This is a genomic window from Pseudomonas sp. E1BtOHC1 (genome assembly GCF_058744285.1).
The window spans coordinates 874059-896658 of the sequence record NZ_CP196023.1 but is presented as its reverse complement, the minus strand read 5'-3'; the positions used below and the strand labels follow the sequence as shown (position 1 = coordinate 896658).

The 22600-nt window shown below is 61.3% G+C and carries 20 protein-coding genes; 7 read left to right on the top strand and 13 right to left on the bottom strand.

The genetic code is table 11. The annotated features are described in order from the left end of the window. Nucleotide 1: 1 nt before the first annotated feature. Both ACSSVC_RS04225 and ACSSVC_RS04220 read left to right on the top strand, forming a co-directional pair. Nucleotides 2-940: an MlaD family protein gene (locus ACSSVC_RS04225; protein ID WP_346634639.1), complete on the top strand. Its 939-nt coding sequence runs from the start codon at nucleotides 2-4 to the stop codon at nucleotides 938-940. Then, the gene (locus ACSSVC_RS04220) at nucleotides 937-1566 is read left to right on the top strand and encodes an ABC-type transport auxiliary lipoprotein family protein (RefSeq protein WP_346634640.1); all 630 of its coding nucleotides are present in this window, start codon (nucleotides 937-939) and stop codon (nucleotides 1564-1566) included. Before ACSSVC_RS04225 ends, ACSSVC_RS04220 begins: the two co-directional genes overlap by 4 nt. A gap of 72 nt (nucleotides 1567-1638) precedes the next feature. Here the strand turns inward: ACSSVC_RS04220 and ACSSVC_RS04215 are convergent, their stop codons facing one another. From ACSSVC_RS04215 to ACSSVC_RS04195, 5 genes are all read right to left on the bottom strand, one after another. After that, nucleotides 1639-2868 (bottom strand): nucleoside recognition domain-containing protein, encoded by a 1230-nt coding sequence (locus tag ACSSVC_RS04215; RefSeq protein ID WP_123723788.1) that lies wholly within the window; start codon nucleotides 2866-2868, stop codon nucleotides 1639-1641. 177 nt (nucleotides 2869-3045) lie between these two features. Continuing rightward, nucleotides 3046-4377: a glutamate/aspartate:proton symporter GltP gene (gene gltP, locus ACSSVC_RS04210; RefSeq protein ID WP_346634641.1), complete on the bottom strand. Its 1332-nt coding sequence runs from the start codon at nucleotides 4375-4377 to the stop codon at nucleotides 3046-3048. A gap of 744 nt (nucleotides 4378-5121) precedes the next feature. Then, entirely contained in the window at nucleotides 5122-5589 is a 468-nt protein-coding gene (locus ACSSVC_RS04205) for an inhibitor of vertebrate lysozyme family protein (RefSeq protein WP_404937995.1), read from the bottom strand. A gap of 2 nt (nucleotides 5590-5591) precedes the next feature. Continuing rightward, nucleotides 5592-5756, bottom strand: coding sequence for a DUF1328 domain-containing protein (locus tag ACSSVC_RS04200; protein ID WP_003170804.1), 165 nt, complete (start codon nucleotides 5754-5756; stop codon nucleotides 5592-5594). Between the two features lie 84 nt (nucleotides 5757-5840). Then, nucleotides 5841-6125 (bottom strand): hypothetical protein, encoded by a 285-nt coding sequence (locus ACSSVC_RS04195; protein WP_346634643.1) that lies wholly within the window; start codon nucleotides 6123-6125, stop codon nucleotides 5841-5843. A gap of 439 nt (nucleotides 6126-6564) precedes the next feature. Between ACSSVC_RS04195 and algB the strand changes: the two genes are divergently transcribed. Beyond that, nucleotides 6565-7911 (top strand): sigma-54-dependent response regulator transcription factor AlgB, encoded by a 1347-nt coding sequence (gene algB, locus ACSSVC_RS04190; RefSeq protein WP_346634644.1) that lies wholly within the window; start codon nucleotides 6565-6567, stop codon nucleotides 7909-7911. Between the two features lie 10 nt (nucleotides 7912-7921). Next, nucleotides 7922-9706 (top strand): KinB sensor domain-containing domain, encoded by a 1785-nt coding sequence (locus ACSSVC_RS04185; protein WP_346634645.1) that lies wholly within the window; start codon nucleotides 7922-7924, stop codon nucleotides 9704-9706. Nucleotides 9707-9710: 4 nt separating this feature from the next. On the opposite strand, the gene ACSSVC_RS04180 is transcribed toward ACSSVC_RS04185, so the two are convergent. The 7 genes from ACSSVC_RS04180 to ACSSVC_RS04150 form a co-directional block, all read right to left on the bottom strand. After that, complete coding sequence (locus ACSSVC_RS04180) at nucleotides 9711-11330, bottom strand: EAL domain-containing protein (protein WP_346634805.1); 1620 nt, start codon at nucleotides 11328-11330, stop codon at nucleotides 9711-9713. A gap of 76 nt (nucleotides 11331-11406) precedes the next feature. Then, the gene (locus ACSSVC_RS04175) at nucleotides 11407-12186 is read right to left on the bottom strand and encodes an N-acetylmuramoyl-L-alanine amidase (protein ID WP_446439460.1); all 780 of its coding nucleotides are present in this window, start codon (nucleotides 12184-12186) and stop codon (nucleotides 11407-11409) included. A 101-nt stretch (nucleotides 12187-12287) separates the two neighbouring features. Then, entirely contained in the window at nucleotides 12288-14525 is a 2238-nt protein-coding gene (locus tag ACSSVC_RS04170) for a GGDEF domain-containing protein (protein WP_492612008.1), read from the bottom strand. Next, nucleotides 14522-15400, bottom strand: a complete 879-nt coding sequence (locus tag ACSSVC_RS04165) for an endonuclease/exonuclease/phosphatase family protein (protein ID WP_346634648.1) — start codon at nucleotides 15398-15400, stop codon at nucleotides 14522-14524. The genes ACSSVC_RS04170 and ACSSVC_RS04165 overlap by 4 nt, the downstream gene beginning before the upstream one ends. 11 nt (nucleotides 15401-15411) lie before the next feature. Continuing rightward, a complete protein-coding gene (locus tag ACSSVC_RS04160) occupies nucleotides 15412-16041 on the bottom strand; it encodes a thiol:disulfide interchange protein DsbA/DsbL (protein WP_346634649.1) in 630 nt (209 codons plus the stop codon). Nucleotides 16042-16237: 196 nt separating this feature from the next. Beyond that, nucleotides 16238-16843, bottom strand: a complete 606-nt coding sequence (locus tag ACSSVC_RS04155) for a c-type cytochrome (protein ID WP_346634650.1) — start codon at nucleotides 16841-16843, stop codon at nucleotides 16238-16240. 45 nt (nucleotides 16844-16888) lie between these two features. Next, nucleotides 16889-17179 (bottom strand): c-type cytochrome, encoded by a 291-nt coding sequence (locus tag ACSSVC_RS04150; protein WP_025132045.1) that lies wholly within the window; start codon nucleotides 17177-17179, stop codon nucleotides 16889-16891. Between the two features lie 191 nt (nucleotides 17180-17370). Between ACSSVC_RS04150 and yihA the strand changes: the two genes are divergently transcribed. Then, nucleotides 17371-18012, top strand: coding sequence for a ribosome biogenesis GTP-binding protein YihA/YsxC (gene yihA / locus ACSSVC_RS04145; RefSeq protein WP_123723777.1), 642 nt, complete (start codon nucleotides 17371-17373; stop codon nucleotides 18010-18012). Nucleotides 18013-18427: 415 nt separating this feature from the next. Here yihA and polA read toward each other — a convergent pair whose 3' ends face one another. Beyond that, nucleotides 18428-21220 carry a DNA polymerase I gene (gene polA / locus ACSSVC_RS04140; protein WP_404937993.1) on the bottom strand — a complete coding sequence of 931 codons (2793 nt, stop codon included), beginning with the start codon at nucleotides 21218-21220 and terminating at the stop codon, nucleotides 18428-18430. A gap of 74 nt (nucleotides 21221-21294) precedes the next feature. On the opposite strand from polA, the gene ACSSVC_RS04135 reads away from it, so the two are divergent. Continuing rightward, nucleotides 21295-21582, top strand: coding sequence for a DUF2782 domain-containing protein (locus tag ACSSVC_RS04135; protein WP_346634652.1), 288 nt, complete (start codon nucleotides 21295-21297; stop codon nucleotides 21580-21582). 65 nt (nucleotides 21583-21647) lie between these two features. Continuing rightward, on the top strand, nucleotides 21648-22598 hold the full coding sequence (locus tag ACSSVC_RS04130) for a homoserine kinase (RefSeq protein ID WP_346634653.1): 951 nt from the start codon (nucleotides 21648-21650) through the stop codon (nucleotides 22596-22598). The last annotated feature ends 2 nt before the right edge of the window (nucleotides 22599-22600 follow it).

Genomic DNA, 22600 nt, shown 5'->3' with positions numbered 1-22600 from the left:
CATGGAAACCCGAGCCCATCATGTACTGATCGGCCTGTTCACCGTGATCGTGGTGGCCGGCGCCTTGCTGTTCGGCCTGTGGCTGGCCAAGTCCAGCGTCGACAGCGCCTTCCAGGACTATCAGATCGTGTTCAATGAAGCGGTCAGCGGCCTGTCCAAGGGCAGTGCCGTGCAGTACAGCGGGATCAAGGTCGGCGACGTAGTCAATCTGCGCCTGGACCCCAAGGACCCGCGCCGGGTACTGGCGCAGATCCGCCTGGGCAGTGAAACCCCGATCAAGGAGGACACCCAGGCCAAGCTGGCCCTGACCGGCATCACCGGCACCTCGATCATCCAGCTCAGCGGCGGTACACCGCAAAGCCCGGTGCTCAAGGGCAAGGACGGCCAACTGCCGACCATAGTCGCCTCGCCATCGCCCATTGCCCGCCTGCTGAACAACAGCAATGACCTGATGACCGGAGTCAACCTGCTGCTGCACAACACCAACCGCATGTTTTCCCCGGACAACGTGGAGCGGGTCAGCAGCACTCTGGATAACCTGCAGAAGACCTCGGCCAGCATCGCCGGACAACGTGACGATCTGCGCCAACTGATGCAGCAACTGGGTTCTATCAGCAAGCAGACCAGCGCCATGCTGGAACAGACCACCGCGCTGATGCGCAATGCCAACGGCGTACTCAACGACCAGGGTAAGCAGATGTTCGGCAGCGCCGAGCACGCCATGCGCAACCTGGAACAGAGCAGCGCCACCCTGAACAAACTGCTGAGCGACAACCAGGACTCGCTGAACAATGGCATGCAAGGGCTCAACGGCCTGGCGCCGGCGGTGCGCGAGCTGCGCGAGACCCTGAGCTCGCTGCGAGCCATCACCCGTCGCCTCGAAGCCAACCCTGGCGGTTACTTGCTGGGTAACGAGAAGAACAAGGAGTTCACGCCATGAAGCGTGTCTGTCATCTGCTGGCGCCACTGGCCCTGGGGACCGCCCTGGCCCTGACCAGTGCCTGTTCGATCCTGCCCAAGGGCGAACCATTGGATATCTATCGGCTGCCGGTGAGCCAGAGCACGCCCCCCGCCACGGGCCAGGCGCTGTCGTGGTCGCTGCAGTTGCTCAAGCCCCAGGCCGGCGATGCCCTGAACAGCGCGCGAATCGCGGTGATTCCCCAGGGCAACCTGATCAGCAGCTACAAAGCTTCGCGCTGGAGCGACCCGGCACCGATCCTGCTGCGCAACCGCCTGCTGGACGGCTTCCAGCGCGATGGCCGGGTGCAGCTATTGAGCACCGACGACAGCAACCTGCAGAGCGACCTCGCCCTGGGCGGTGACCTGCAGGCCTTTCAGACCGAGTATCAGGGCTCTGACGCCCAGGTGGTGATTCGCCTGGATGCGCGACTGATTCGCGGCTATGACCAGAAGATCCTCGCCAGCCGACGCTTTGAAGTGCGCCAGCCATTGGCGCAAACCCAGGTGCCGGCGGTGGTGACAGGATTTGGCCAGGCCAGCGATGCGCTGACCCGGCAGGTGGTGGATTGGGCAGTGGGGCAGGGCAACCTGGCGCTGAAACATTGAGGGCCCTTTTGCCGGCAAGCCGGCTCCTACAACGTCTGTAGGAGCCGGCTTGCCGGCGAAGGCTCGGTCAACTCAACCAAAGAACCAGTAGCAAACCGCAATCGCCGCCACCACCCCGGCGAATTCCGCCAGTAAGGCACAGCCCACAGCGTGCCGCACCCGCTGGATACCCACCGCACCGAAGTAGACCGCCAACACATAGAAGGTGGTCTCGGTGCTGCCCTGGATGGTCGCCGCCGCCAGGGCCGGGAAGCTGTCCACGCCTTGGGTCTTCATGGTCTCGATCAGCATCGCCCGGGCCGCACTGCCGGAGAACGGCTTGACCATGGCGGTGGGCAGGGCGTCGACAAAGCGCGTATCCCAGCCGGCCCAGGCCACCAGATGACGAATCCCGTCGAGGCCAAAATCCAGGGCCCCGGAAGCCCGCAACACACCAATCGCGCAGAGCATGGCCACCAGATACGGCAAGAGGTTCTTGGCGACGTCAAAGCCCTCCTTGGCCCCTTCGACAAAGGCCTCGTAGACCTTGACCTTGCGCAGCGCACCGATCACCAGGAACAGCATGATCAGACCGAACAGGGTGAGGTTGCCGAGGATCGATGACAGCGACGCCAGGGCCGTGGCCGACAGGGTCGCCAGCAGTGCCATGAAGGCGCCCAGCGCCAGGGCCCCGGGAATCAGATAGGCCAGCACTACCGGGTCCCAGAGACGCAGGCGCTGCATCACCGCCACCGACAGCAAGCCCACCAGCGTCGAGGCACTGGTCGCCAGGAGGATCGGCAGGAACACCAGGGTAGGGTCCGCCGCGCCTTGCTGGGCGCGGTACATGAAGATAGTCACCGGCAGCAGGGTCAGGGACGAAGCGTTGAGCACCAGGAACAGGATCTGCGCGTTGCTGGCGGTGGTGGCGCTGGGGTTGAGTTCCTGCAGGGCGCGCATGGCCTTGAGGCCGATCGGCGTGGCGGCGTTGTCCAGGCCCAGGCCGTTGGCGGCGAAGTTCAGGGTGATCAGCCCCAAGGCCGGGTGCCCTGGCGGCACTTCCGGCATCAGGCGCTTGAACAGCGGCCCCAGGACCTTGGCCAGCCAATCGACGATGCCGGCCTTTTCGGCGATCCGCAGAAAGCCCAGCCACAGGGTCAGGGTGCCGAACAACAGCACCATCACCTCCACCGACAGCTTGGCCATGGCGAAGATGCTTTCCACCATGGCGGCGAAGATCCCAGCGTTGCCGCCCACCAGCCACTGCGCCAGGGCGGACACGGTCGCTACGATAAAGAAGCCAAGCCACAGGCCATTGAGCATCGGTCATATCCCTCGGAAGATGCGGCGAATGATAGCGGGGCGGGCAGAAACGACAAACCCCGGATTAACCGGGGTCTGTCATCTGTAGGAGCCGGCTGGCCGCCGAAGGCGCGTCTGAGCCGTGTAGAGGACTTGAGGGTCTCTTCGCTGGCAAGCCAGCTCCTACGCAGTAGGCGCTTAGCCTTTGGAAGCTTCGCCAGCCGGCAGCTTCTCTTTGCTGCGCCAGTGCGGCAGGGAATTCCAGTAGCGCTGGCCCTTGGCATCGTCGTACATGCCTTCCCAACGGGAGATGACCAGGACTGCCAGGGCGTTGCCGATGACGTTCAGGGCGGTACGCGCCATGTCCATCACACGGTCGACACCGGCGATGAAGGCCAGGCCTTCCAGGGGAATGCCCACGCTGCCCAGGGTCGCCAGCAGGACCACGAAGGACACGCCCGGAACCCCGGCGATGCCTTTGGAGGTGACCATCAGGGTCAGCACCAGCAGCAGTTGCTGACTGATGGACAGGTCGATGCCGTACAGCTGGGCGATGAAGATCGCCGCGATGCTCTGGTACAGGGTCGAGCCGTCAAGGTTGAAGGAGTAGCCAGTGGGCACCACGAAGCTGCAGATGGCTTTCGGCGCACCGTAGGCTTCCATCTTCTCGATCACCCGCGGCAGCACGGTTTCCGAGCTGGCGGTGGAGTAGGCGAGCACCAGCTCATCCTTGAAGATGCGCATCAGCTTGATCACCGAGAAGCCGAACAGGCGGGCGATCAGGCCGAGGATCACGAAGGCGAAGAAGGCGATGGCTACGTACACCAGGATCACCAGCTTGGCCAACGGCAGCAAGGAGGCGAAACCGAAGTTGGCGACGGTCACCGAGATCAAGGCAAACACACCAATCGGCGCGTAGTTCATGATCATGTGGGTGACTTTGAACATGCTTTCCGAGACGCCCTGGAACATCTTCACCAGCGGCTCGCGCAGATCCGACTGCAGGCTCGACAAGCCCAGGCCGAACAGCACCGAGAAGAAGATGATCGGCAGCATCTCGCCACGGGCCATGGCCGCGAAGATGTTCGATGGGATCAGGTTGAGAATGGTCTCGATGAACGCGTGTTCATGCTGCACTTCGGCGGCGGTGGCCTGGTACTTGGAAATGTCCACGGTCCCCAGGGTGCTCATGTCGATGCCCGCACCCGGATGGAACAGGTTGGCCAGCAGCAGGCCCACGACGATGGCGATGGTGGTGACGATTTCGAAGTAGATGATGGTCTTCAGACCAATACGGCCAAGTTTCTTGGCGTCGCCGACACCGGCAATGCCGACGATCAGCGAGGAGATGACGATCGGGATCACGATCATCTTGATCAAGCGGATAAAGATATCGCCTGCAGGTTGCAGAACGTTGCTGATCCACCAGGCCTTTTCAGCACTGAAATGATTGAGCAGCGCGCCAATCGCAATCCCCAGGACCAGACCGATGAGGATCTGCCAGGCGAGGCTTAATTTTGCCTTCTTCATATCATTACCCTTACTTCAGTTGGACTCGGGCTGATGCGCGAACTGGAACGCTCAATGGCGGAAAAGTTTGTGCATCGGCCCCCGTATAAGGTCATCCCGAACGAGCATTTACGGCTCTCTGCGGGCGAAAAAAGGCGCAACTATTCCGATGCAAGGGAGGCGCGTCTAATGCCGTAAACGCCTACCCTATGCCGAATCGGCATGAGTTTTTACAAACAAAACGAGCGTCCCAACCGGTTCGAATACGACATTTCGGCAGGCAAAAATGCCGTGAAACGGCCATTTCAGGCGGTGTGCAGGCTTGTCGGAAGGGTCAGGAAAAAGTCTAAAAAAGTTTAGGATTGCTCTGATTCGGGCGCCCGGAAAGGTTGCGCAAGTGGCGCAAAGTTTCTCGATATACGGTCGCAGAGAAACACTAGGAAACGTTTGACCGGAGTCAAAGGAAGATTTTTTCCTGGGGGAGTCACGAAAATGACGGACGGATGGCTCTAGGACAAGACTTTGCTCTTCAAGCACGCCGCAAGCTCGTCAAGTCGATGCTCGACCTGGGAGCTTACGCCGCAGCTCTTTCCTGACCCGGCCCTTGCGGAGGCACTCCCTGTACCCCTAGGTCACTCCGATCATCAGTGGATCAGAACGTCCCGACCCCATGGTCATGCACTCACCCTCCTCGGGTGGTGCAACAGTCGAAAGCGCCAGGGCGGCCCTTTCTTCTATCTGTTATGCAGTATCGGCACCTCGAACTCAGTACCAGTTCGGATCTTTGCGCAACTGCTCCTGAAGCAGCGCCTGCATCCCTTCATCGGGTTTGCCGAGGAAGCGGTAGTTCGCGTGACGGGTCGGTGACTTGTCCGCAGGCAAGCCCACAGGCACCTCCACCAGCATCGCGTAGGCATGCTTCTTGTCGAAGCTGAAGGCCAGGATCAGGCGCTGGTTCTGGCAACTCTGCGCAGTCTCGCAAAGTGGTCCCACCAGGTACTGATCGCCGTCTTCAGTCACTGCATTCATCTGTTGCTGAGCATCGCCCGACAGGTTCATCACCCATTCGGGCAAGCGCTCTTCCTTGTGCACAACCCCCTGCCAGGTTTCACGAAACTGCGGGTCCGAACTCAGTAGTTGGTTGGCACGTGCCTGGCCATCATTGGCCGCCGACGCCAGGGCGCTGACGCCCAGCAGCAGCGTGGCAGCCAATGTCTTCAACGAAAGACTCATGGTCAGCCTCGGCCACGACGGCCAAAGAAGAACGAAGCAATGAACATCACCAGGAACACGACAAAGAGAATCTTGGCGATACCCGTGGCGGTGCCCGCGATACCACCGAAGCCCAGGACCGCAGCGACAATGGCAATGATCAGGAATGTGATTGCCCAGCTCAGCATGATGATTCTCCTTACTCTTCTATTAGTGGTGCTGCCTATGAAGCCGGCCGTGCGCCGCCGAATGCGGGCCAGGCCTTGTGGTGCCTAGAACACCCAGCGTTCCTGACGCGGCGCTTCAAGCGCCGGCTGTGCCTGATCGACGGCCATCAGTTGCACTGGTGTTGCATCGTTGAGCTGACTGCTCACCGAACTGAAATGGGTCTGGGTGAAGTGATGAGCCGGTACGCGCGGGGCGGGCACCTGGCTATCCTCCCAACGCTGCAACTGCTGCCCGGCGATCAGGGTGACCAGTAACGCCAGGCTGGCGAACAGGCCTTGCTGGAGATGCAGTGGCGCGATACGCAATTGGGCAAGACCTTGGCGATTCATCCTGAAACTCCTCCCACACTGTGGTGATGTTGTTATGGAAGCCCTGAGTTGCGCTTCACGATGAGAGGGTTATTGCAGTCTGCATGCCAGCTTTTAAACAGACTATAAACTCAATAAAATCAATGACTTAAAACAACACAAAAACACTGACCCATACGCATCCTGCACGATGCCCCCCAGTCAACCGTGCGAAATGCACGATCGGACCGGCCAGCGTCCATGGCTTTTTGATCGGAGGGGGAACTTTGCCCAGTGACGGACAGCCTGATACAGACCCATTCAAGGACTAGCCTTGGCAAAACATTTGGGATTTCAGTCTGTTAGCCATTTCCGGCGGAGATATCTAACCTTCAAGCCGTGGAATGGATCAGAATCAACCTTGCAACTTGCCCGATTTATCCGGGACTAAATAAGATCATTCATTAAAGGAGCCTGGGAAATGGAGTCAGCGCCGGAGAATCAAGGCCGCATCCTTCTGGTGGATGACGAATCCGCCATCCTTCGCACCTTCCGTTATTGCCTGGAAGACGAGGGCTACACCGTAGCCACCGCCAACAGCGCGGCACAGGCCGATGCCCTGTTGCAACGCCAGGTGTTCGACCTGTGTTTCCTCGACCTGCGCCTGGGGGAAGACAACGGCCTTGATGTGCTGGCCCAGATGCGTACCCAGGCGCCCTGGATGCGGGTGGTGATCGTCACGGCCCACTCCGCCGTGGACACGGCGGTGGACGCGATCCAGGCCGGTGCCGCCGATTACCTGGTCAAGCCCTGCAGCCCCGACCAACTGCGCCTGGCCACCGCCAAGCAACTGGAAGTGCGCCAGCTCTCGGCGCGCCTGGAAGCCCTGGAAGGTGAAGTGCGCAAACCCAAGGACGGCCTGGACTCCCACAGTCCGGCGATGAAAGTGGTATTGGAAACCGCCCGCCAGGTGGCCAGCACCGATGCCAATATTCTGATCCTCGGCGAGTCGGGTACCGGCAAGGGCGAACTGGCCCGGGCCATCCACGGCTGGAGCAAACGGGCGAAAAAGTCCTGCGTGACCATCAACTGCCCATCGCTAACCGCCGAACTGATGGAAAGCGAGCTCTTCGGCCACAGCCGCGGCGCTTTTACCGGGGCCAGCGAAAGCACCCTGGGCCGGGTCAACCAGGCTGATGGCGGCACCCTGTTCCTCGATGAAATCGGCGACTTCCCCTTGACCCTGCAGCCCAAGCTGCTGCGCTTTATCCAGGACAAGGAATACGAGCGCGTCGGCGACCCGGTGACTCGCCGTGCCGATGTCCGCATCCTCGCCGCCACCAACCTCAATCTCGAGGACATGGTGCGCGACGGGCGCTTCCGTGAAGACCTGCTGTACCGCTTGAACGTGATTACCCTGCACCTGCCGCCCTTGCGCGAACGCAGCGAAGACATCCTGACCCTGGCCGACCGCTTTCTCGCACGCTTCGTCAAAGAGTATTCGCGGCCGGCCCGAGGCTTCAGCGACGACGCCCGGGAAGCACTGCTCAACTACCGCTGGCCGGGCAACATCCGCGAGCTGCGCAACGTGGTGGAGCGGGCGAGCATCATCTGTCCCCAGGAACGGGTGGAAATCAGTCATCTGGGCATGACCGAGCAGCCCACCAACAATGCCCCGCGAATCGGTGCCGCGCTGAGCCTGGATGAGCTGGAAAAAGCCCATATCGGCGCCGTCCTGGCCACCAGCGATACCCTGGACCAAGCAGCCAAGACCCTGGGTATCGACGCTTCGACCCTGTACCGCAAGCGCAAACAGTACAACCTGTGAGCATCACCCTATGAAGTTAGCGATGAAACTGCGGACCCGGCTGTTTCTGAGCATCTCGGCCCTGATCACCGTGGCCCTACTGGGGCTGGTGCTCGGGCTGGTCAGCGTGATGCAGATGGCCAGTACCCAGGAATCGCTGATCCGCAACAATTTCATCACCCTGGACCTGGGGCTAAAGCTGCGCCAGACCCTGGGTGATCAGTTGATCATCATGCTCAGCAACAAGCCCGACCCCGCGGCCCTGGAAGCCTCGCGGCAGCGCTATCTGGACCTGCTCGACGAGGGCATCGTCCACGAACAGCAGAACCCGTCCGTGGGCGGTTTCAAGCAGGCCCGCAGCGATTACCTGAGCTTCTACCAGGCCTTCGAGCACAGCAACACCGCCGCCAGCCTGAATAACAACGAGGCGCTGACCGAGCGTTTCAATACCTTGCGCAACGGCCTGATCAATGAACACAAGCGCGCCCTGGACAACATCAGCCAGGTCGAGCGCCAGGCCCGGGACCGCGCCTTGCTGGTGGCCGGCTTGCTGGGCCTGGTCGGCCTGGCGGTGCTGATCATCGGCTTCATCACCGCCCATGCCATTGCCCGGCGCTTTGGCGGACCGATCGAAGCCCTGGCCAAGGCCGCGGACAAGATCGGCCAAGGCAATTTCGACGTCACCCTGCCGATCTCGGCAGCAGCGGAAATGAACCTGCTGACCCGACGCTTCGGCATCATGGCCGAAGCCCTGCGCCAGCATCAGGCGACCAATGTCGACGAACTGCTGGCCGGCCAGCAGCGCTTGCAGGCGGTGCTCGACAGCATCGACGACGGCTTGTTGATGATCGACCGCCAAGGCCGCCTGGAACACCTAAACCCCGTGGCCCAGCGGCAGTTGGGCTGGGATCAGGAGCGCCTCGGCCAGGGCCTGGGCAGCGCTCTGCAACGCCCGGAGCTGGATGAACAGCTGCAGCTGGTTCTGCGTGGCGGCACCCTGGAACGAGCCCCGGAAGACCTGAATATCGAGGTCGACGGCGAATCGCGCCTGCTGACCTATAGCCTGACCCCGGTGAGCCACACCCAGGGCCATATTCTCGGCGCGGTGATGGTGCTGCATGACGTCACCGAGCAGCGGGCATTCGAGCGGGTGCGCAGCGAGTTCGTATTGCGCGCCTCCCACGAGCTGCGAACACCTGTTACCGGCATGCACATGGCCTTCGGCCTGCTCCAGGAACGCCTGCACTTCGCCGAAGAGTCCCGGGAAACCGACCTGCTCAATACGGTCAACGAAGAAATGCAGCGGCTGATGCAGCTGATCAACGACCTGTTGAATTTTTCCCGTTATCAGAATGGCCTGCAGAAGCTCACCCTCGCGCCCTGCCCCCTGGAAGAGTTGCTGGAGCAGGCCCAGGGCCGCTTCAACGAACAGGCGCAGCGGCAGGACATCAGCCTGCTGCTGGAGATCCAGGCGCCACTGCCGCGCCTGCACGCCGACCGACCGCAACTGGAACGGGTTCTGGACAATCTGATCGACAACGCCCTGCGCCATACCGCCAGTGGCGGCCAGATCCGCCTGCAGGCGCGACGCCATGGCGAACGGGTGATTGTCAGTGTCGAGGACAATGGCGAGGGCATCGCTTACGGTCAGCAGGGTCGAATCTTCGAACCCTTCGTTCAGGTCGGACGCAAGAAAGGCGGTGCCGGGCTCGGACTGGCCCTGTGCAAGGAAATCGTCCAGCTCCACGGCGGACGCATGGGCGTCTACTCAAGGCCGGGGCAGGGCACCCAGTTCTATCTGGCCCTGCCGCTCTAGAGGTTCACGCCTCATCATCCAGGCGCCGGGCCACCAGACGCCGACCGCGGGTGATCAGCTCGGTGAACTGCAACGCACTCAGGGCGTGGGCAAACAGCCAGCCCTGACCGAAGTTCACCCCCTCGCTGCTAAGCAGCGAGGCCTGGTCCTCGAACTCGATGCCCTCGGCGATCACCTTGAGCTTCAAGGCGTGGGCCATGCGAATGATGTGGGGCGCCACGCCACTGCTGGCAGCATCGTGGCCTAGGGCGTCGATAAAGGCCTTGTCGATCTTCAGGCAATCCACCGGCAGGCTTTGCAGGTAGGCCAGGCTGCAGTAGCCGGTGCCGAAGTCATCGATCAGCACCTGATGCCCGACATCCCGCAGGGCCTGCAGGTTGTCGCGCGCCACCACCACGTCGATCAGGCCGCGCTCGGTCACCTCGAAGGCGATCTGTCGCGCCGCCACCCGATGCAACGCCAGGAGCCGGGCCATGACCAGGCCGATCCGCGGCACCATGACATCGCAGGCCGCCAGGTTGACTGATATGTACAGCTGGGGATTGGCTCGCAGCACGTGTCCCAGTTGCTCCAGCAGGCGTTGCAGGACGAAGTCGGTGATCTGGCGAATCTGTCCGGTGTTCTCCGCCAGGGGGATGAACAGATCGGGGCTGGTCAGAGTGCCGTCCGGACGCCGCCAGCGCAGCAAGGCTTCGGCCCCGACACAGAGCCTGCTGTTGAGGTCGAAGATCGGCTGGTACAGCACCTGCAGCTCACCGCGTCGCAGGGCCCCTTGCAGCTCTGCTCCCAACGACTGGCGCTGCCGCACCAACTGATACACCAGCCCGCCGATAAACAGCGCCATTAGCAGGCTGACCGGCAACAACCACCACCAGCCATCGAGCATTTCCGCCTGCATGCTGGCCCGGGGGCTGATCATCACCAGTTGGTATTCGGGGTTACGGGTCGGCATGCGATAGATCAACAGATCCTGGGTGACCTGCAAGGGACCGTCACGGCCGGCCCGCCAAGGTTCCACCGGTGGCCAGGCCCGAGCCTGACCCAGTACCGGAATCGCCCGAACACCGTGGTCGACCACCACCATAAGGCTGCCACCGGCCGGCAGGTCGACCACGTCGGTCAAGTGCCCACGGGAGGTGGCCACGCGAAAATTGCCTCGTCCCAGCATCAGAGCGGCAAGATTTTCGTTGGGTTGGGTCGAGGTGTTGAGCCAGTAGCTGTAGGTCGGCCCACGGATATCCGGAGCCCTGGGCGAAGGCAGGAGATTCTGCTGCGGCCAGTTTGAGCAGGTCTGGGTGGCATCCATATAGGCCGCTTCATAAATGAAGCGATAGCTGTAGCTAACCTGCTGCAGGGCAGCGATCAGCTCGGCGCTGCACTCGCGCAGCGGCTGGGCCTCCAGTACATCCAGGCCCTCACGCAGTTGCCCGAACAGTTGCTCCAGACGCTCCAGGAAACGCTGGCCCTGGGCGTTCATCTGTTCGCTTTCTCGCTGCTGGACCTGATGCATGGCCACTCCAGCACTGCCCAACAACAACACCGCCGCGCTCAGCGCAGCCGCCAGCATCGCCAGCAACCAGGGGCGATGGAACCAGGTGCGCAGGGTCTGGCGAGCGGCCGGCATCATGAAAGATCCGAAGGATTACCAATGAGTTATAGCAACTGATTGAGTAATCGGCCCGAACCGTCCGGCGGCGTCATTATTTTGTCTGGTTGAGCACCTGGAGCATGGCTGCGCTTTCTGCGTCCGGGGTGCCGTCGAAACGACCCGGGCGATAGTGCATCTGGAAGGCCGCCAGCACATGGCGGGTAGCCGCATCCAGTTCACCAGTCTGCGGCGTGGCATAGCCCAGGACCGCTAACTGTTGCTGGAACCAGCTGATGCTCGGCAGGCTCGCGGCAAAAAACGCCTGCTGGCGTGCCACAGCCTGAGCGTTTGGCCACAAGCCGAGTCCGGCGTCGGCCAGGCGCTTCCAAGGGAACAGCGGACCCGGGTCCAGCTTGCGCTGGGGAGCAATGTCGCTATGGCCGATGATGTGGCGCGGGGAGATGTTGTTGCGCTTGCTGATGTCCTTGAGCAGCACGATCAGATTCTGGATCTGCGCCTCGCTATAGGGATACCAGAGTCGTCCGCTGGGGCCATCACGAAAGCCCGGGTTGACGATTTCAATGCCGATAGAGCTGGAGTTGAGCCAGGTCCGGCCCTGCCACTGGCTCTCGCCGGCGTGCCAGGCGCGGTATTGCTCGTCCACCAGTTTGTAGACAGTGGCGGACTTGTCGTCGCCGATCAGGTAATGGCTGCTGACCTGACCGTGGGTCAGCAAGGCCAGGGAGCGTTCCAGGGATGCCGAGGTGTAGTGGACGATGATGAACTGGGCGCGCTGGTCGTAGTTGACCGAAGGGTGACTGGTGTCGATGCGCGGACCGCTGGCACAACCGGCGAGGACCAGGAGCGAAAAAGCAAGAGCAAGGAGTTTCATGGCAAAGGGCAATACGCTGATGAAAAGAATGCAACAGTGTAACGTACTGCTCCCAACGCCATGGGCAAAACCGAGGTTTCAGACAGGAATCGGCAAGCGTCTCAGCCTGCCTCTACCCGGTTGCGACCCGCATCCTTGGCCCGGTACAACGCCTGATCAGCTCTTTTTATCACCAGATCGCTGCGATCACCGGCCTTGAAGGCGCTCAGTCCGACGGACACGGTAATGGTCACTGGCTCGCCCTTGAAGTGGAACGGACATGCCTCGACCGCCGCTCGCAGCGCTTCCACTATCCGCGCGCCCGCTGGCAACGGGGTATTGGGCATCAGCAGGACAAACTCCTCGCCGCCGAAACGCGCGATAAAGTCGCTGCCACGCAGGCGCTTGCGCAACACGTTGGCGATGATCTTCAACACCTTGTCCCCGGCCAAATGGCCGTAGTTGTCGTTGATCCGCTTGAAGTGATCGAGATCGAGCATGGCCAGCAGCAGACTATTGCCATGTTGCTGCCATTGGCCGACCTCGTGTTCCAGACGCTCGGTCCAGGCGGCGCGGTTCGGCAGGCCGGTCAGCGGATCGATCAGGGCCTTTTGCCGTTGTTCTTCCAGGTGCTCACGGTAGCCTTGGGCCTCCTGCTCCATGCTCGAAACGCGTTCTGCCAGACTTTGCAGGCGGGCCGCCACTTCCTTCTCACGCTCATCGCGCTGTTTCTGGTGGTGGTCCATGGTACCCAGCAGGCCTTCCAGGTGGCTTTCCAGCACCTGCTTGAGGTCATCCAGGTCTGCCGCCTCCTGCACGCTGCTCTGCAGGCCATCGACCTGCTCACGAATCTGGGAGTCCATGGCTCGTGCCGCCGAGCTGCTGTCGGCGTGGCCATCACTGGCCGCCTGCAGATTGCTCTGGAAGGCCTCGAGGCGCTCGTTAAGCTGTTTGAGGTACGTCTCGAACTCATGCTGGCCCGAATCGGTAATTGCCAGCATCAGCACTGCCAGGTCATCGAGGATTGGCAGCAACTCGTACCAGTTCAGGCCATGTTGCAGACGATCACGCATGGCTTCGGCCTGAGGCCGATGGCGTTCCGGCAGACTCAGGTCATCGAGCAGCCCCAGCAGGGTGTGCTCGATATGCTTGGCCACCGAGCTGTAGGAGGGCTCGGGAGAGTCCGGCAGGGCGTAGAGCACATCGTGCTCGGATTGCTCCGGATCGATGGCCGCCAAAGCCTCGGCCATGACCGGCGGCAAGGGCAGGCTGTCGAGCAGCACTGCCGGGGAAACCGCGGGAAGCGGCAGCAACTCATCGGGGTTGAGCGGGACGGGCTCGCTCTGAAGTGCGGCAGGCACTTCTGCCGACGGCTCCGGGGGCGCTAGCGGTAAAGCATCGAAAGGTGCAGAAGCAGGAGGCGCGACCTCGACCTCGACCTCGGTCGGAGCCGGAGTCGGAGCCGGAGCCGGAGCCGGAGAGTCAATCTCGACCTGGGGCACTGGCTCAAGGGGTTTTTCCTGCGCCAGGACTGGCGGCACGAATGCCGTCACCGACGGCGGGACCGGTACGCTGCCGGCTTCGGGCTCAACCTTGGCCGGGGCCTCGGAAACGGGCGGCGCAACGGGAGCTGGCTCGGGCTTGGCCGGTGTCACGGCGACGGGTGCCGGAGGGACCTGGGCGACTTCCGGCAAGTCAGTGGTAGGGGTCTGATAATGCTCGCGAACCACTTCGTCCGCTTCTGCGACCCCTTCAACCTGGGGACGGGAATCCACCGCGGGAACGGGGCCAGGGACCGCAGGCGTAACCGCTTCTGCCTGGGGAACATCGGCGGCGTCACGGGCCCCGAACAGGCGCTGCAGCAGACTCGGGCGACCTGGCTCGGCAGGGGTTTCCAGCTGGCTCAGGGCCTTGCCCTGGAGATTGCTCAGCTCACCCAGCAGCAGGGGGATCTCTCGCGCCTGACTGACCCGGCCGTCCAGTTGCTTGGCGAAGGCCTTCAACGGGCGACTGACTTCCCGGGGCAGGGGCAGGGATTGCAATTGAGTGACCAGTGCCGTCAAGGCGCTGCTCATCTGGTCGACCCGGGTTTCACGCCGCTGCTCGGAGTCCAGCACGGCTTTTTCCAGGCGGGGCAGCAGCGCCGCAAGCCCAGCATCCATGTCATCGGTGCGCACGACCTCGCGCATCTCCTTCATGCACTGGTCGACCGCGCGATCGGTGCCCTCCGCCGCCAGGGTGCTACGCACCAGGCCACGACGCAGCAAGTCCAGGCGAGCGGCCCAACGGCGCTCAAGCTTTTCCTGCTGTTCGATGCTTTTGAGGTATTTCTCTTTCCAGCGTTGGGCGTCGTCGCTCATTCATCGGTTCCGCGAGGTGCAGGACTCAACGCGGGCAATGCATCGGCCGTGAGCGAACCCGGCAGACGAATCTCTACCGCGACCGGCAGGTGATCGGATATGGGTTGGGCCAGGACTTCGACTCGCTCCAGGGTCAGGCTGGGGCTGAGCAGGATATGGTCCAGGCAGCGTTGCGGACGCCAGCTGGGGAAGGTCGCCTGCAGTTGCGGCGCCAACAGGCTGAGGTCACGTAAAGGGGAGTGCTCCAGCAGATCGCTGGCGTGGGTGTTCATGTCTCCCATCAGCACTTGATGCTTGTAGCCACCGATCAACTCGCGGATGTAAGCCAGTTGCCGGGTTCGGGCCCGGGCGCCAAGCGCCAGGTGCATCATCACCACCACCAGCGCCTCGGGGCCTTCGCCAAATCGCACGAGGATTGCGCCGCGCCCCTTGGGGCCGGGCAATGGATGGTCTTCGATGGCCCAGGGGCGCAAGCGACTGAGCACACCATTGCTGTGCTGAGCCAGGCGTCCCAGATTGCGATTGAGCTGTTGGTACCAGTAAGGGAAGGCGCCCAATTGGGCCAGGTGTTCCACCTGATTGACGTAGCCTGAACGCAGGCTGCCACCATCGGCTTCCTGCAGGGCTACTAGATCGAAGTCCCCCAGCAGATTGCCGATTTTCTGCAGGTTGTCCGCACGCCCGTTATGGGGCAGCAGATGCTGCCAGCCACGGGTCAGGTAATGGCGATAACGCTCGGTGCTGATGCCGACCTGAATATTGAAACTGAGCAAGCGCAGGCGACTGTCCGCCGGCAGGCCGGTCGACGCCAAATGGTGCTCGTTGACCTGCGGATCATGCAGGCCAACGATGCGTTCCGAGCCCCAGCGCGGCATGGCGGCGGCGCTTACTTGGCTGCGCGCTCTTTGGCGATCAACTGGTCGGCGACGCTCAGCGCGCCTTCAGGACCACCGGCGGTACCCAGGTCGAAACGGTACTTGCCGTTGACCACCATGGTCGGTACGCCAGTGATCTGATAGGCCTGAGCCTTCTTCTTGGCATCTTCGACCTTGCCTTTGACGGCGAAGGAGTTGTAGGTGCTCAGGAACTTGTCCTTGTCGACGCCTTCGGCTACCAGGAATTCGGCCATCTCTTCTGGAGTGGCGAGTTTCTTGCCGCTATGGATGGCTTCGAATACGGCCTTGTGAACCTTGTGCTCTACGCCCATGGCTTCCAGGGTGATGAACAGTTGGCCATGAACGTTCCAGATACCGCCGAACATCGCCGGGATACGCACAAAGTTGACATCGCTAGGGAGTTTTTCAACCCAGGGATTGATGGTCGGCTCAAAGGCGTAGCAGTGCGGGCAGCCATACCAGAACAGCTCCACCACCTCGATCTTGCCAGGCACGGCAACCGGAACGGCGCTGCTCAACTCGACATATGTTTTACCGGCTTCAAGCGGTTCGGCGGCTTGAGCGGTCACGCCAAACAGGCTGGCGGTGACGAGAGCGGCGCTGAGAATCAGATTACGCATGCTTTACTCCTGGACAATTTTGGCGCCTCGCGCGACCTGAATTCAGACAGATCATGGCGGGCTTGAGTTCGCTAGTGTAGCGGCAGACGCCATAAAAAAGGGCGGCCTGAGCCACCCTTTATGCTTGCACCGTCAGATTAATCGATCATTAACGTTGCCGCGGCTCAACACCCTCGGCAGCTTGATCGAGCTGGCCTTAGTGCAGGCCCTGAATATAGCTGGACACCGCCTCGATGTCTTTGTTGCTCAGCTTGCCGGCGATGCTGCGCATGACCATGGTATCGCCGTCGTTGGTGCGATTGCCTTCGCGGAAGTCGGTCAACTGCTTGGCCACATATTGTGCGTGCTGCCCACCCAGATGAGGGAAGCCGGCCGCTGCGTTACCCGCGCCATTTGGCGAGTGGCAGCCGGTGCAGGCAGGCATGCCCTGGTCCAGTTTGCCGCCACGGAAGAGTTCTTCACCACGGGCCACGACTTTAGGATCGGCGGCGCCGACGCTGCCTTTCTGGCTGGCGAAGTAGGCGGCGATGTCAGCCAGGTCCTGATCGCTCAGATTGGTCAGCAGACCGGTCATTTCCAGCACTTGCCGCTTGCCGGACTTGATATCGTGCAACTGCTTGTCCAGGTACTTTTCCCCCTGACCCGCCAGCTTGGGAAAGTTTGGCGCCATGCTGTTCCCATCAGGGCCGTGGCAAGCGCCACATACTGCGGCTTTCGCCTGACCGGCAGCAGCGTCGCCTGCGGCATGGGCGACACCTGTGATGCCCAAGGTCAACAGCAGACTCACGAGTAATTTGTTCATCAGCTAATCCAACTACGGCTAAGGGTTAAGAGTTATGGACCGGGATCACTCGCTCATCCAATGGATGATGACTCGGTAATCCTCGGCACTGCAGTCCATGCACAAACCACGCGGCGGCATCGCCTTGAAACCCTGGGTCACGTGTTGCACCAGCGTCTCCATACCTTGCGCCAACCTCGGCGCCCAAGCTTCCTGGTCGCCCTTGCGGGGCGCCGTGGGTAGTTGGCCGGAATGACAAGCCCCACAAACACGGTTGTACACAGCTTCCGGATCCTGTGTAGCCTGAGCGCTGTAAAGCGGCATCAAGACACCGGCAGCTAGCAGCCATTTCGTCATAAAACGACCTTTTCAGGGTTGAGAGCGTGCTGCGTTCTAATGCGCATTCAAGGTTTATCGCTCTCGTGAACTTCATCCTACGCTGGGACAAAGCGCACACAAAATCTGCGGCATTATATACTGGCGTTACTGAAACGGAAACGACACCGCTCGCCGCGTCCACTCTCGGCATCGCCCCTATCGGAAATCCCATGCAACTCAAGAACCCCATCCTCGGTCTGTGCCAACAGGCTACGTTCATGCTCAGCGCCGCCAAAGTCGATCAATGCCCTGACGATGACGGCTTTGAAGTGGCCTTTGCCGGGCGCTCCAATGCCGGTAAATCCAGCGCCCTGAACACCCTGACCCACGCCAGCCTGGCCCGTACCTCGAAAACCCCGGGTCGCACGCAGTTGTTGAACTTCTTCAAGCTAGACGACGATCGCCGTCTGGTCGACCTGCCGGGCTACGGTTACGCCAAAGTACCGATCCCGCTGAAGCAGCACTGGCAGCGTCACCTGGAAGCGTACCTGGGGAGTCGCGAGAGCCTCAAAGGCCTGATCCTGATGATGGACATCCGTCATCCGATGACCGACTTCGACTTATTGATGCTGGACTGGGCGGTAGCCAGCGGCATGCCGATGCACATCCTGCTGACCAAGGCCGACAAGCTGACCTACGGCGCGGCCAAGAACACCCTGCTCAAGGTGCAGTCGCAGATCCGCAAGGGCTGGGGCGAAGCGGTCACCATCCAACTGTTCTCGGCCCCCAAGCGCATGGGCCTGGAAGAGGCCTACACCGTGCTGGCAGGCTGGATGGAGCTGGCCGACAAAGGCGCTGAAATCGAGGCCTGAGGGACGTAGGGAAAACTGTCTGGGGGATGATCAGGCAAGGCAAAAGCGCGGTGCGAAAACGGAGTTTACTGGCTGTAAATGAGCATTTCGCGCCGCGCTTTTAACGCCGCATGATCATTTCCCAGGCAATTTTCAGGCAAAAAAAACCCCGGACTTCGTATGGGGAGGGGGAAGTTCGGGGTTCAAGTTCTAGACCGCTAGGGCGGGGTCCAGATATCTGCCAACACTTAACACAACATAGGAGCATCGAAGGGCTTCACCAGCCATTCAGTAACTCTGAGTGGGCTTTCACCGATTTAGTTCCGGCGCGTTGCAAAAACTATTGGCAATAATCGATGAAATTTTCTGTGCTAATAGCCCCTCGCCAGCTTTTACCGCGACACTATGCCGCGGCAAAAACCGCTTAAAAGAGCCCTTAGTGGGCCTCATCCCAGTTATTTCCCACCCCGACTTCAACCAATAACGGCACATCCAGAGTTGCGGCGCCGCTCATGTGCCCGCGAATCTCGTCACGTACTTGGTCCACCAGGTCCTCACGCACCTCCAGCACCAGTTCGTCGTGTACCTGCAGAATGACCCGTGCATCCAGACCCGAGGACTCCAGCCAGTTGTCCACCGCCACCATGGCCTTCTTGATGATATCCGCCGCCGTGCCCTGCATCGGCGCGTTGATCGCGGTGCGCTCGGCTCCGGCACGCTCTTGCGGCTTGTTGGAGTTGATCTCCGGCAGGTACAACCGGCGCCCGAAGATGGTCTCTACATACCCTTGGTCCGCCGCCTGGGCACGGGTGCGGTCCATATATTCGCGAACACCCGGATAGCGGGCGAAATAGGTATCGATGTAGGCCTTGGCCTGCTTGGTATCGACGCCGATATCCTTGCCCAGCTTCTGCGCGCCCATGCCATAGATCAGGCCGAAGTTGATGGCCTTGGCACTGCGACGCTGATCGGACGTAACGTCCTTGAGCTCCACCTTGAACACTTCGGCAGCCGTGGCGGTGTGCACATCCAAGTTGTTGCGGAAGGCATTGAGCAGACCTTCGTCCCGCGACAGGTGCGCCATGATCCGCAACTCGATCTGCGAATAGTCCGCTGCCAGCAGCTTGTAGCCGGCCGGGGCGATAAAGGCCTGGCGAATACGCCGACCTTCCGCGGTGCGCACCGGAATGTTCTGCAGGTTCGGATCGCTGGAGGACAAACGCCCGGTAGACGCCACGGCCTGATGATAGGAGGTGTGGATACGCCCCGTGCGCGGGTTGATCTGCTCCGGCAGGCGATCGGTGTAGGTGCTTTTCAGCTTGCTCATGGAGCGGTACTGCATCAACACCCGAGGCAGCGGATAGTCATCTTCCGCCAGCTTGGCCAGCACCTCTTCAGCGGTGGAAGGTTGACCCTTGGCAGTCTTCTTCAGCACTGGCAGGCCAAGTTTGTCGTAGAGGATCGTCCCCAATTGCTTGGGCGAACCCAGGTTGAACTCCTCACCGGCGATCTCGAAAGCCTCGCGCTCAAGGGCAACCATCTTGTCCCCCAATTCGATGCTCTGAACCCCCAGCAGCTTGTCGTCCACCAGAGCACCCTGACGCTCGATCCGCGCCAGGACCGGCACCAGCGGCATCTCGATATCGGTCAATACGCTGGCCAGGCTCGGAATGGCTGTCAGTTTCTCGAACAGCACCTGATGCAGACGCAAGGTCACATCGGCATCTTCAGCAGCATACGGCCCCGCCTGCTCAAGGGGGATCTGATCGAAAGTCAGCTGTTTGGCGCCCTTGCCGGCGATGTCCTGGAAACTCACGGTGCTGTGGTCCAGGTACTTCTGCGCCAGGCTGTCCATGTCATGGCGAGTGGCGGTGGAGTTGAGCACATAGGATTCGAGCATGGTGTCGAAGGCAATGCCGCGCACGGTGATGCCGCTGGCCTGATCACCACCTATGGCGCAATTGGCCAGGATGTTCATGTCGAACTTGGCGTGCTGACCGACCTTGAGCAGTTTGGGATCTTCCAGCAACGGCTTCAAAGCCAGCAGCACAGTGTCGCGATCCAGCTGCTCCGGAACACCCATATAGGAGTGGGTCAACGGAACGTAGGCCGCTTCCCCGGCCTTGACCGAGAAGGACAGCCCCACCAGTTGCGCCTGCTGTGCATCGATACCGGTGGTCTCAGTATCGAACGCCATCAGCTTGGCGTTTTTCAGTTTCTCCAGCCAGACCGCAAAACGCTCCTGGTCGAGGATGGTTTCGTACTGCAACTCAAGTGGCGCCTGCTCCGCTGCTGCCGGTTGCTCTGCCACCGTCTCAGGCGCCTCGGCAGCGCTGAGCTCGACGCGCTTGGCGTCACGCTGCAAATCATCGAGCCAGCTCTTGAATTCCAGCAGGCTGTAGAGCTCCGCCAGTTTCTCGCGGTCGGGCTCGCGCAGGTGCAGGTCATCCAGCCCCACATCCAGGGCCACATCCACCTTGATGGTCGCCAACTGATAGGAGAGAAAGGCCATCTCCTTGTGCTCTTCAAGCTTGGCCGGCAAGGTCTTGGCGCCGCGAATCGGCAGGGTCGGCACGATATCGAGCTGCTCGTAGAGCTCCTTCAGGCCGCCATTGACCCCAACCAGCAGCCCGGAAGCAGTCTTCGGACCAATACCCGGTACGCCCGGAATGTTGTCGGAAGAATCGCCCATCAGTGCCAGGTAATCGATGATCTGCTCGGGAGCGACGCCGAATTTCTCCTTCACGCCCTCCACATCCATGCTGCTACCGGACATGGTGTTGACCAAGGTAATGTGCCCGTCGACCAACTGGGCCATGTCCTTGTCACCGGTGGAAATCACCACCGGGCGATCCGCCGCCGCGCTGCTGCGGGCCAGGGTGCCGATCACGTCATCGGCCTCGACCCCTTCCACACACAGCAGCGGGAAGCCCAGGGCGATCACACTGGCGTGCAGCGGCTCGATCTGCACCCGCATATCGTCGGGCATGCTCGGGCGGTTGGCCTTGTATTCGGCGTACATGTCATCGCGGAAGGTCCCGCCCTTGGCATCGAAGACCACCGCGAACGGGCTGTCCGGATACTGCTTGCGCAGGCTCTTGAGCATGTTCAACACGCCCTTGACCGCGCCAGTAGGCAGGCCTTTGGAGGTGGTCAGAGGTGGCAACGCGTGAAACGCGCGGTACAGATATGAAGAACCGTCCACCAGGACGAGGGGGGCTTGGCTCATGAGCGCGATCAACCTTTTCGGCGGGTCCGGCGCTAGAATAGCGGGACCGTTGACGACAAAGGGACAAGGTTATCATGCGCACACTAAATCGCTTGCTGCTGACCGGCTTGATTGCAATCGCTCCATTGGCCGCGATCGCCGCAGAAGATGCGCCATCCGCGGACCCGGAAGTGACCATTCGCACGGAAGGCGACAAGACCATCCAGGAATACCGGCAAAATGGCTTTCTGTACGCCATCAAGGTCACGCCCAAGGGTGGTAAACCCTACTTCCTGGTGCGCGCCGATGGCTCCGACGGCAACTTCATCCGTTCGGATCAGCCGGATATGCTGATCCCTTCGTGGAAAATCTTTGAGTGGTAAACCACTCCGACTTCAACTCAATGGCGCTGGCTGGATAGCGGCGCCCGTACTGGCAGTTTTTAACCATGTCTGTGTTCACCCCCCTGGCTCGGCCCGAGCTGGAAACCTTTCTCGCCCCTTATGGGCTCGGCCGCCTGCTTGACTTCCAGGGGATCGCCGCTGGTAGCGAAAACACCAACTTCTTCATCAGCCTGGAACAGGGCGAGTTCGTCCTGACCCTGGTGGAGCGCGGCCCGGTCCAGGAAATGCCATTCTTCATCGAACTGCTGGACGTACTGCACCAGGCCGACCTGCCGGTGCCTTATGCACTGCGCACCACAGACGGCGTGGCCCTGCGGGAACTGGCAGGCAAGCCGGCGCTGCTGCAACCGCGCCTGGCGGGCAAGCACATCAAGCAAGCCAACGCCCAGCATTGTGCTCAGGTGGGTGAGTTGCTCGGGCATCTGCACGTGGCGACCAAGGACAACATGATCAAACGCAAGACCGATCGTGGCCTGGACTGGATGCAGGAAGAGGGCACCCAGCTGCTGTCGCACCTCGATGCTCGCGCTCAGAACCTGCTGCAGCGGGCGCTGGATGAAATCACCGAGCAGAAGATCAGGATCCTCGCCCTGCCCAGGGCCAACATCCACGCCGATCTGTTTCGCGACAACGCGATGTTCGAAGGTACCCACCTGACCGGCCTGATCGATTTCTACAACGCTTGCTCGGGGCCGATGCTCTACGACGTGGCCATTGCCTTGAACGACTGGTGCTCCGACGCCGAAGGCGTGATCGACGGCTCGCGGGCCCGGGCCCTATTGGGCGCCTATGCGGCACTGCGGCCATTCACTGCCGCCGAGGCAGAACTCTGGCCGACCATGCTGCGGGTGGCCTGCGTGCGCTTCTGGCTGTCACGGCTGATTGCCGCCGAAAGTTTCGCCGGGCAGGACGTACTGATTCACGATCCGATGGAGTTCCAGCAGCGCCTGGCACAGCGGCAACAGGTCAGCCTCACGCTGCCGTTCGCCCTGTAACC

Coding starts and splice junctions, on each gene's coding strand:
- ACSSVC_RS04160 (WP_346634649.1), bottom strand. CDS start 16,041: ATGCGTAATCTGATTCTCAGCGCCGCTCTCGTCACCGCCAGCCTGTTT.
- ACSSVC_RS04185 (WP_346634645.1), top strand. CDS start 7,922: ATGAAGTTAGCGATGAAACTGCGGACCCGGCTGTTTCTGAGCATCTCG.
- ACSSVC_RS04225 (WP_346634639.1), top strand. CDS start 2: ATGGAAACCCGAGCCCATCATGTACTGATCGGCCTGTTCACCGTGATC.
- ACSSVC_RS04165 (WP_346634648.1), bottom strand. CDS start 15,400: ATGCCGCGCTGGGGCTCGGAACGCATCGTTGGCCTGCATGATCCGCAG.
- ACSSVC_RS04170 (WP_492612008.1), bottom strand. CDS start 14,525: ATGAGCGACGACGCCCAACGCTGGAAAGAGAAATACCTCAAAAGCATC.
- ACSSVC_RS04205 (WP_404937995.1), bottom strand. CDS start 5,589: ATGAGTCTTTCGTTGAAGACATTGGCTGCCACGCTGCTGCTGGGCGTC.
- ACSSVC_RS04135 (WP_346634652.1), top strand. CDS start 21,295: ATGCGCACACTAAATCGCTTGCTGCTGACCGGCTTGATTGCAATCGCT.
- polA (WP_404937993.1), bottom strand. CDS start 21,220: ATGAGCCAAGCCCCCCTCGTCCTGGTGGACGGTTCTTCATATCTGTAC.
- ACSSVC_RS04180 (WP_346634805.1), bottom strand. CDS start 11,330: ATGCCGGCCGCTCGCCAGACCCTGCGCACCTGGTTCCATCGCCCCTGG.
- ACSSVC_RS04155 (WP_346634650.1), bottom strand. CDS start 16,843: ATGAACAAATTACTCGTGAGTCTGCTGTTGACCTTGGGCATCACAGGT.
- ACSSVC_RS04175 (WP_446439460.1), bottom strand. CDS start 12,186: ATGAAACTCCTTGCTCTTGCTTTTTCGCTCCTGGTCCTCGCCGGTTGT.
- ACSSVC_RS04220 (WP_346634640.1), top strand. CDS start 937: ATGAAGCGTGTCTGTCATCTGCTGGCGCCACTGGCCCTGGGGACCGCC.
- ACSSVC_RS04200 (WP_003170804.1), bottom strand. CDS start 5,756: ATGCTGAGCTGGGCAATCACATTCCTGATCATTGCCATTGTCGCTGCG.
- yihA (WP_123723777.1), top strand. CDS start 17,371: ATGCAACTCAAGAACCCCATCCTCGGTCTGTGCCAACAGGCTACGTTC.
- gltP (WP_346634641.1), bottom strand. CDS start 4,377: ATGAAGAAGGCAAAATTAAGCCTCGCCTGGCAGATCCTCATCGGTCTG.
- ACSSVC_RS04215 (WP_123723788.1), bottom strand. CDS start 2,868: ATGCTCAATGGCCTGTGGCTTGGCTTCTTTATCGTAGCGACCGTGTCC.
- ACSSVC_RS04195 (WP_346634643.1), bottom strand. CDS start 6,125: ATGAATCGCCAAGGTCTTGCCCAATTGCGTATCGCGCCACTGCATCTC.
- ACSSVC_RS04130 (WP_346634653.1), top strand. CDS start 21,648: ATGTCTGTGTTCACCCCCCTGGCTCGGCCCGAGCTGGAAACCTTTCTC.
- algB (WP_346634644.1), top strand. CDS start 6,565: ATGGAGTCAGCGCCGGAGAATCAAGGCCGCATCCTTCTGGTGGATGAC.
- ACSSVC_RS04150 (WP_025132045.1), bottom strand. CDS start 17,179: ATGACGAAATGGCTGCTAGCTGCCGGTGTCTTGATGCCGCTTTACAGC.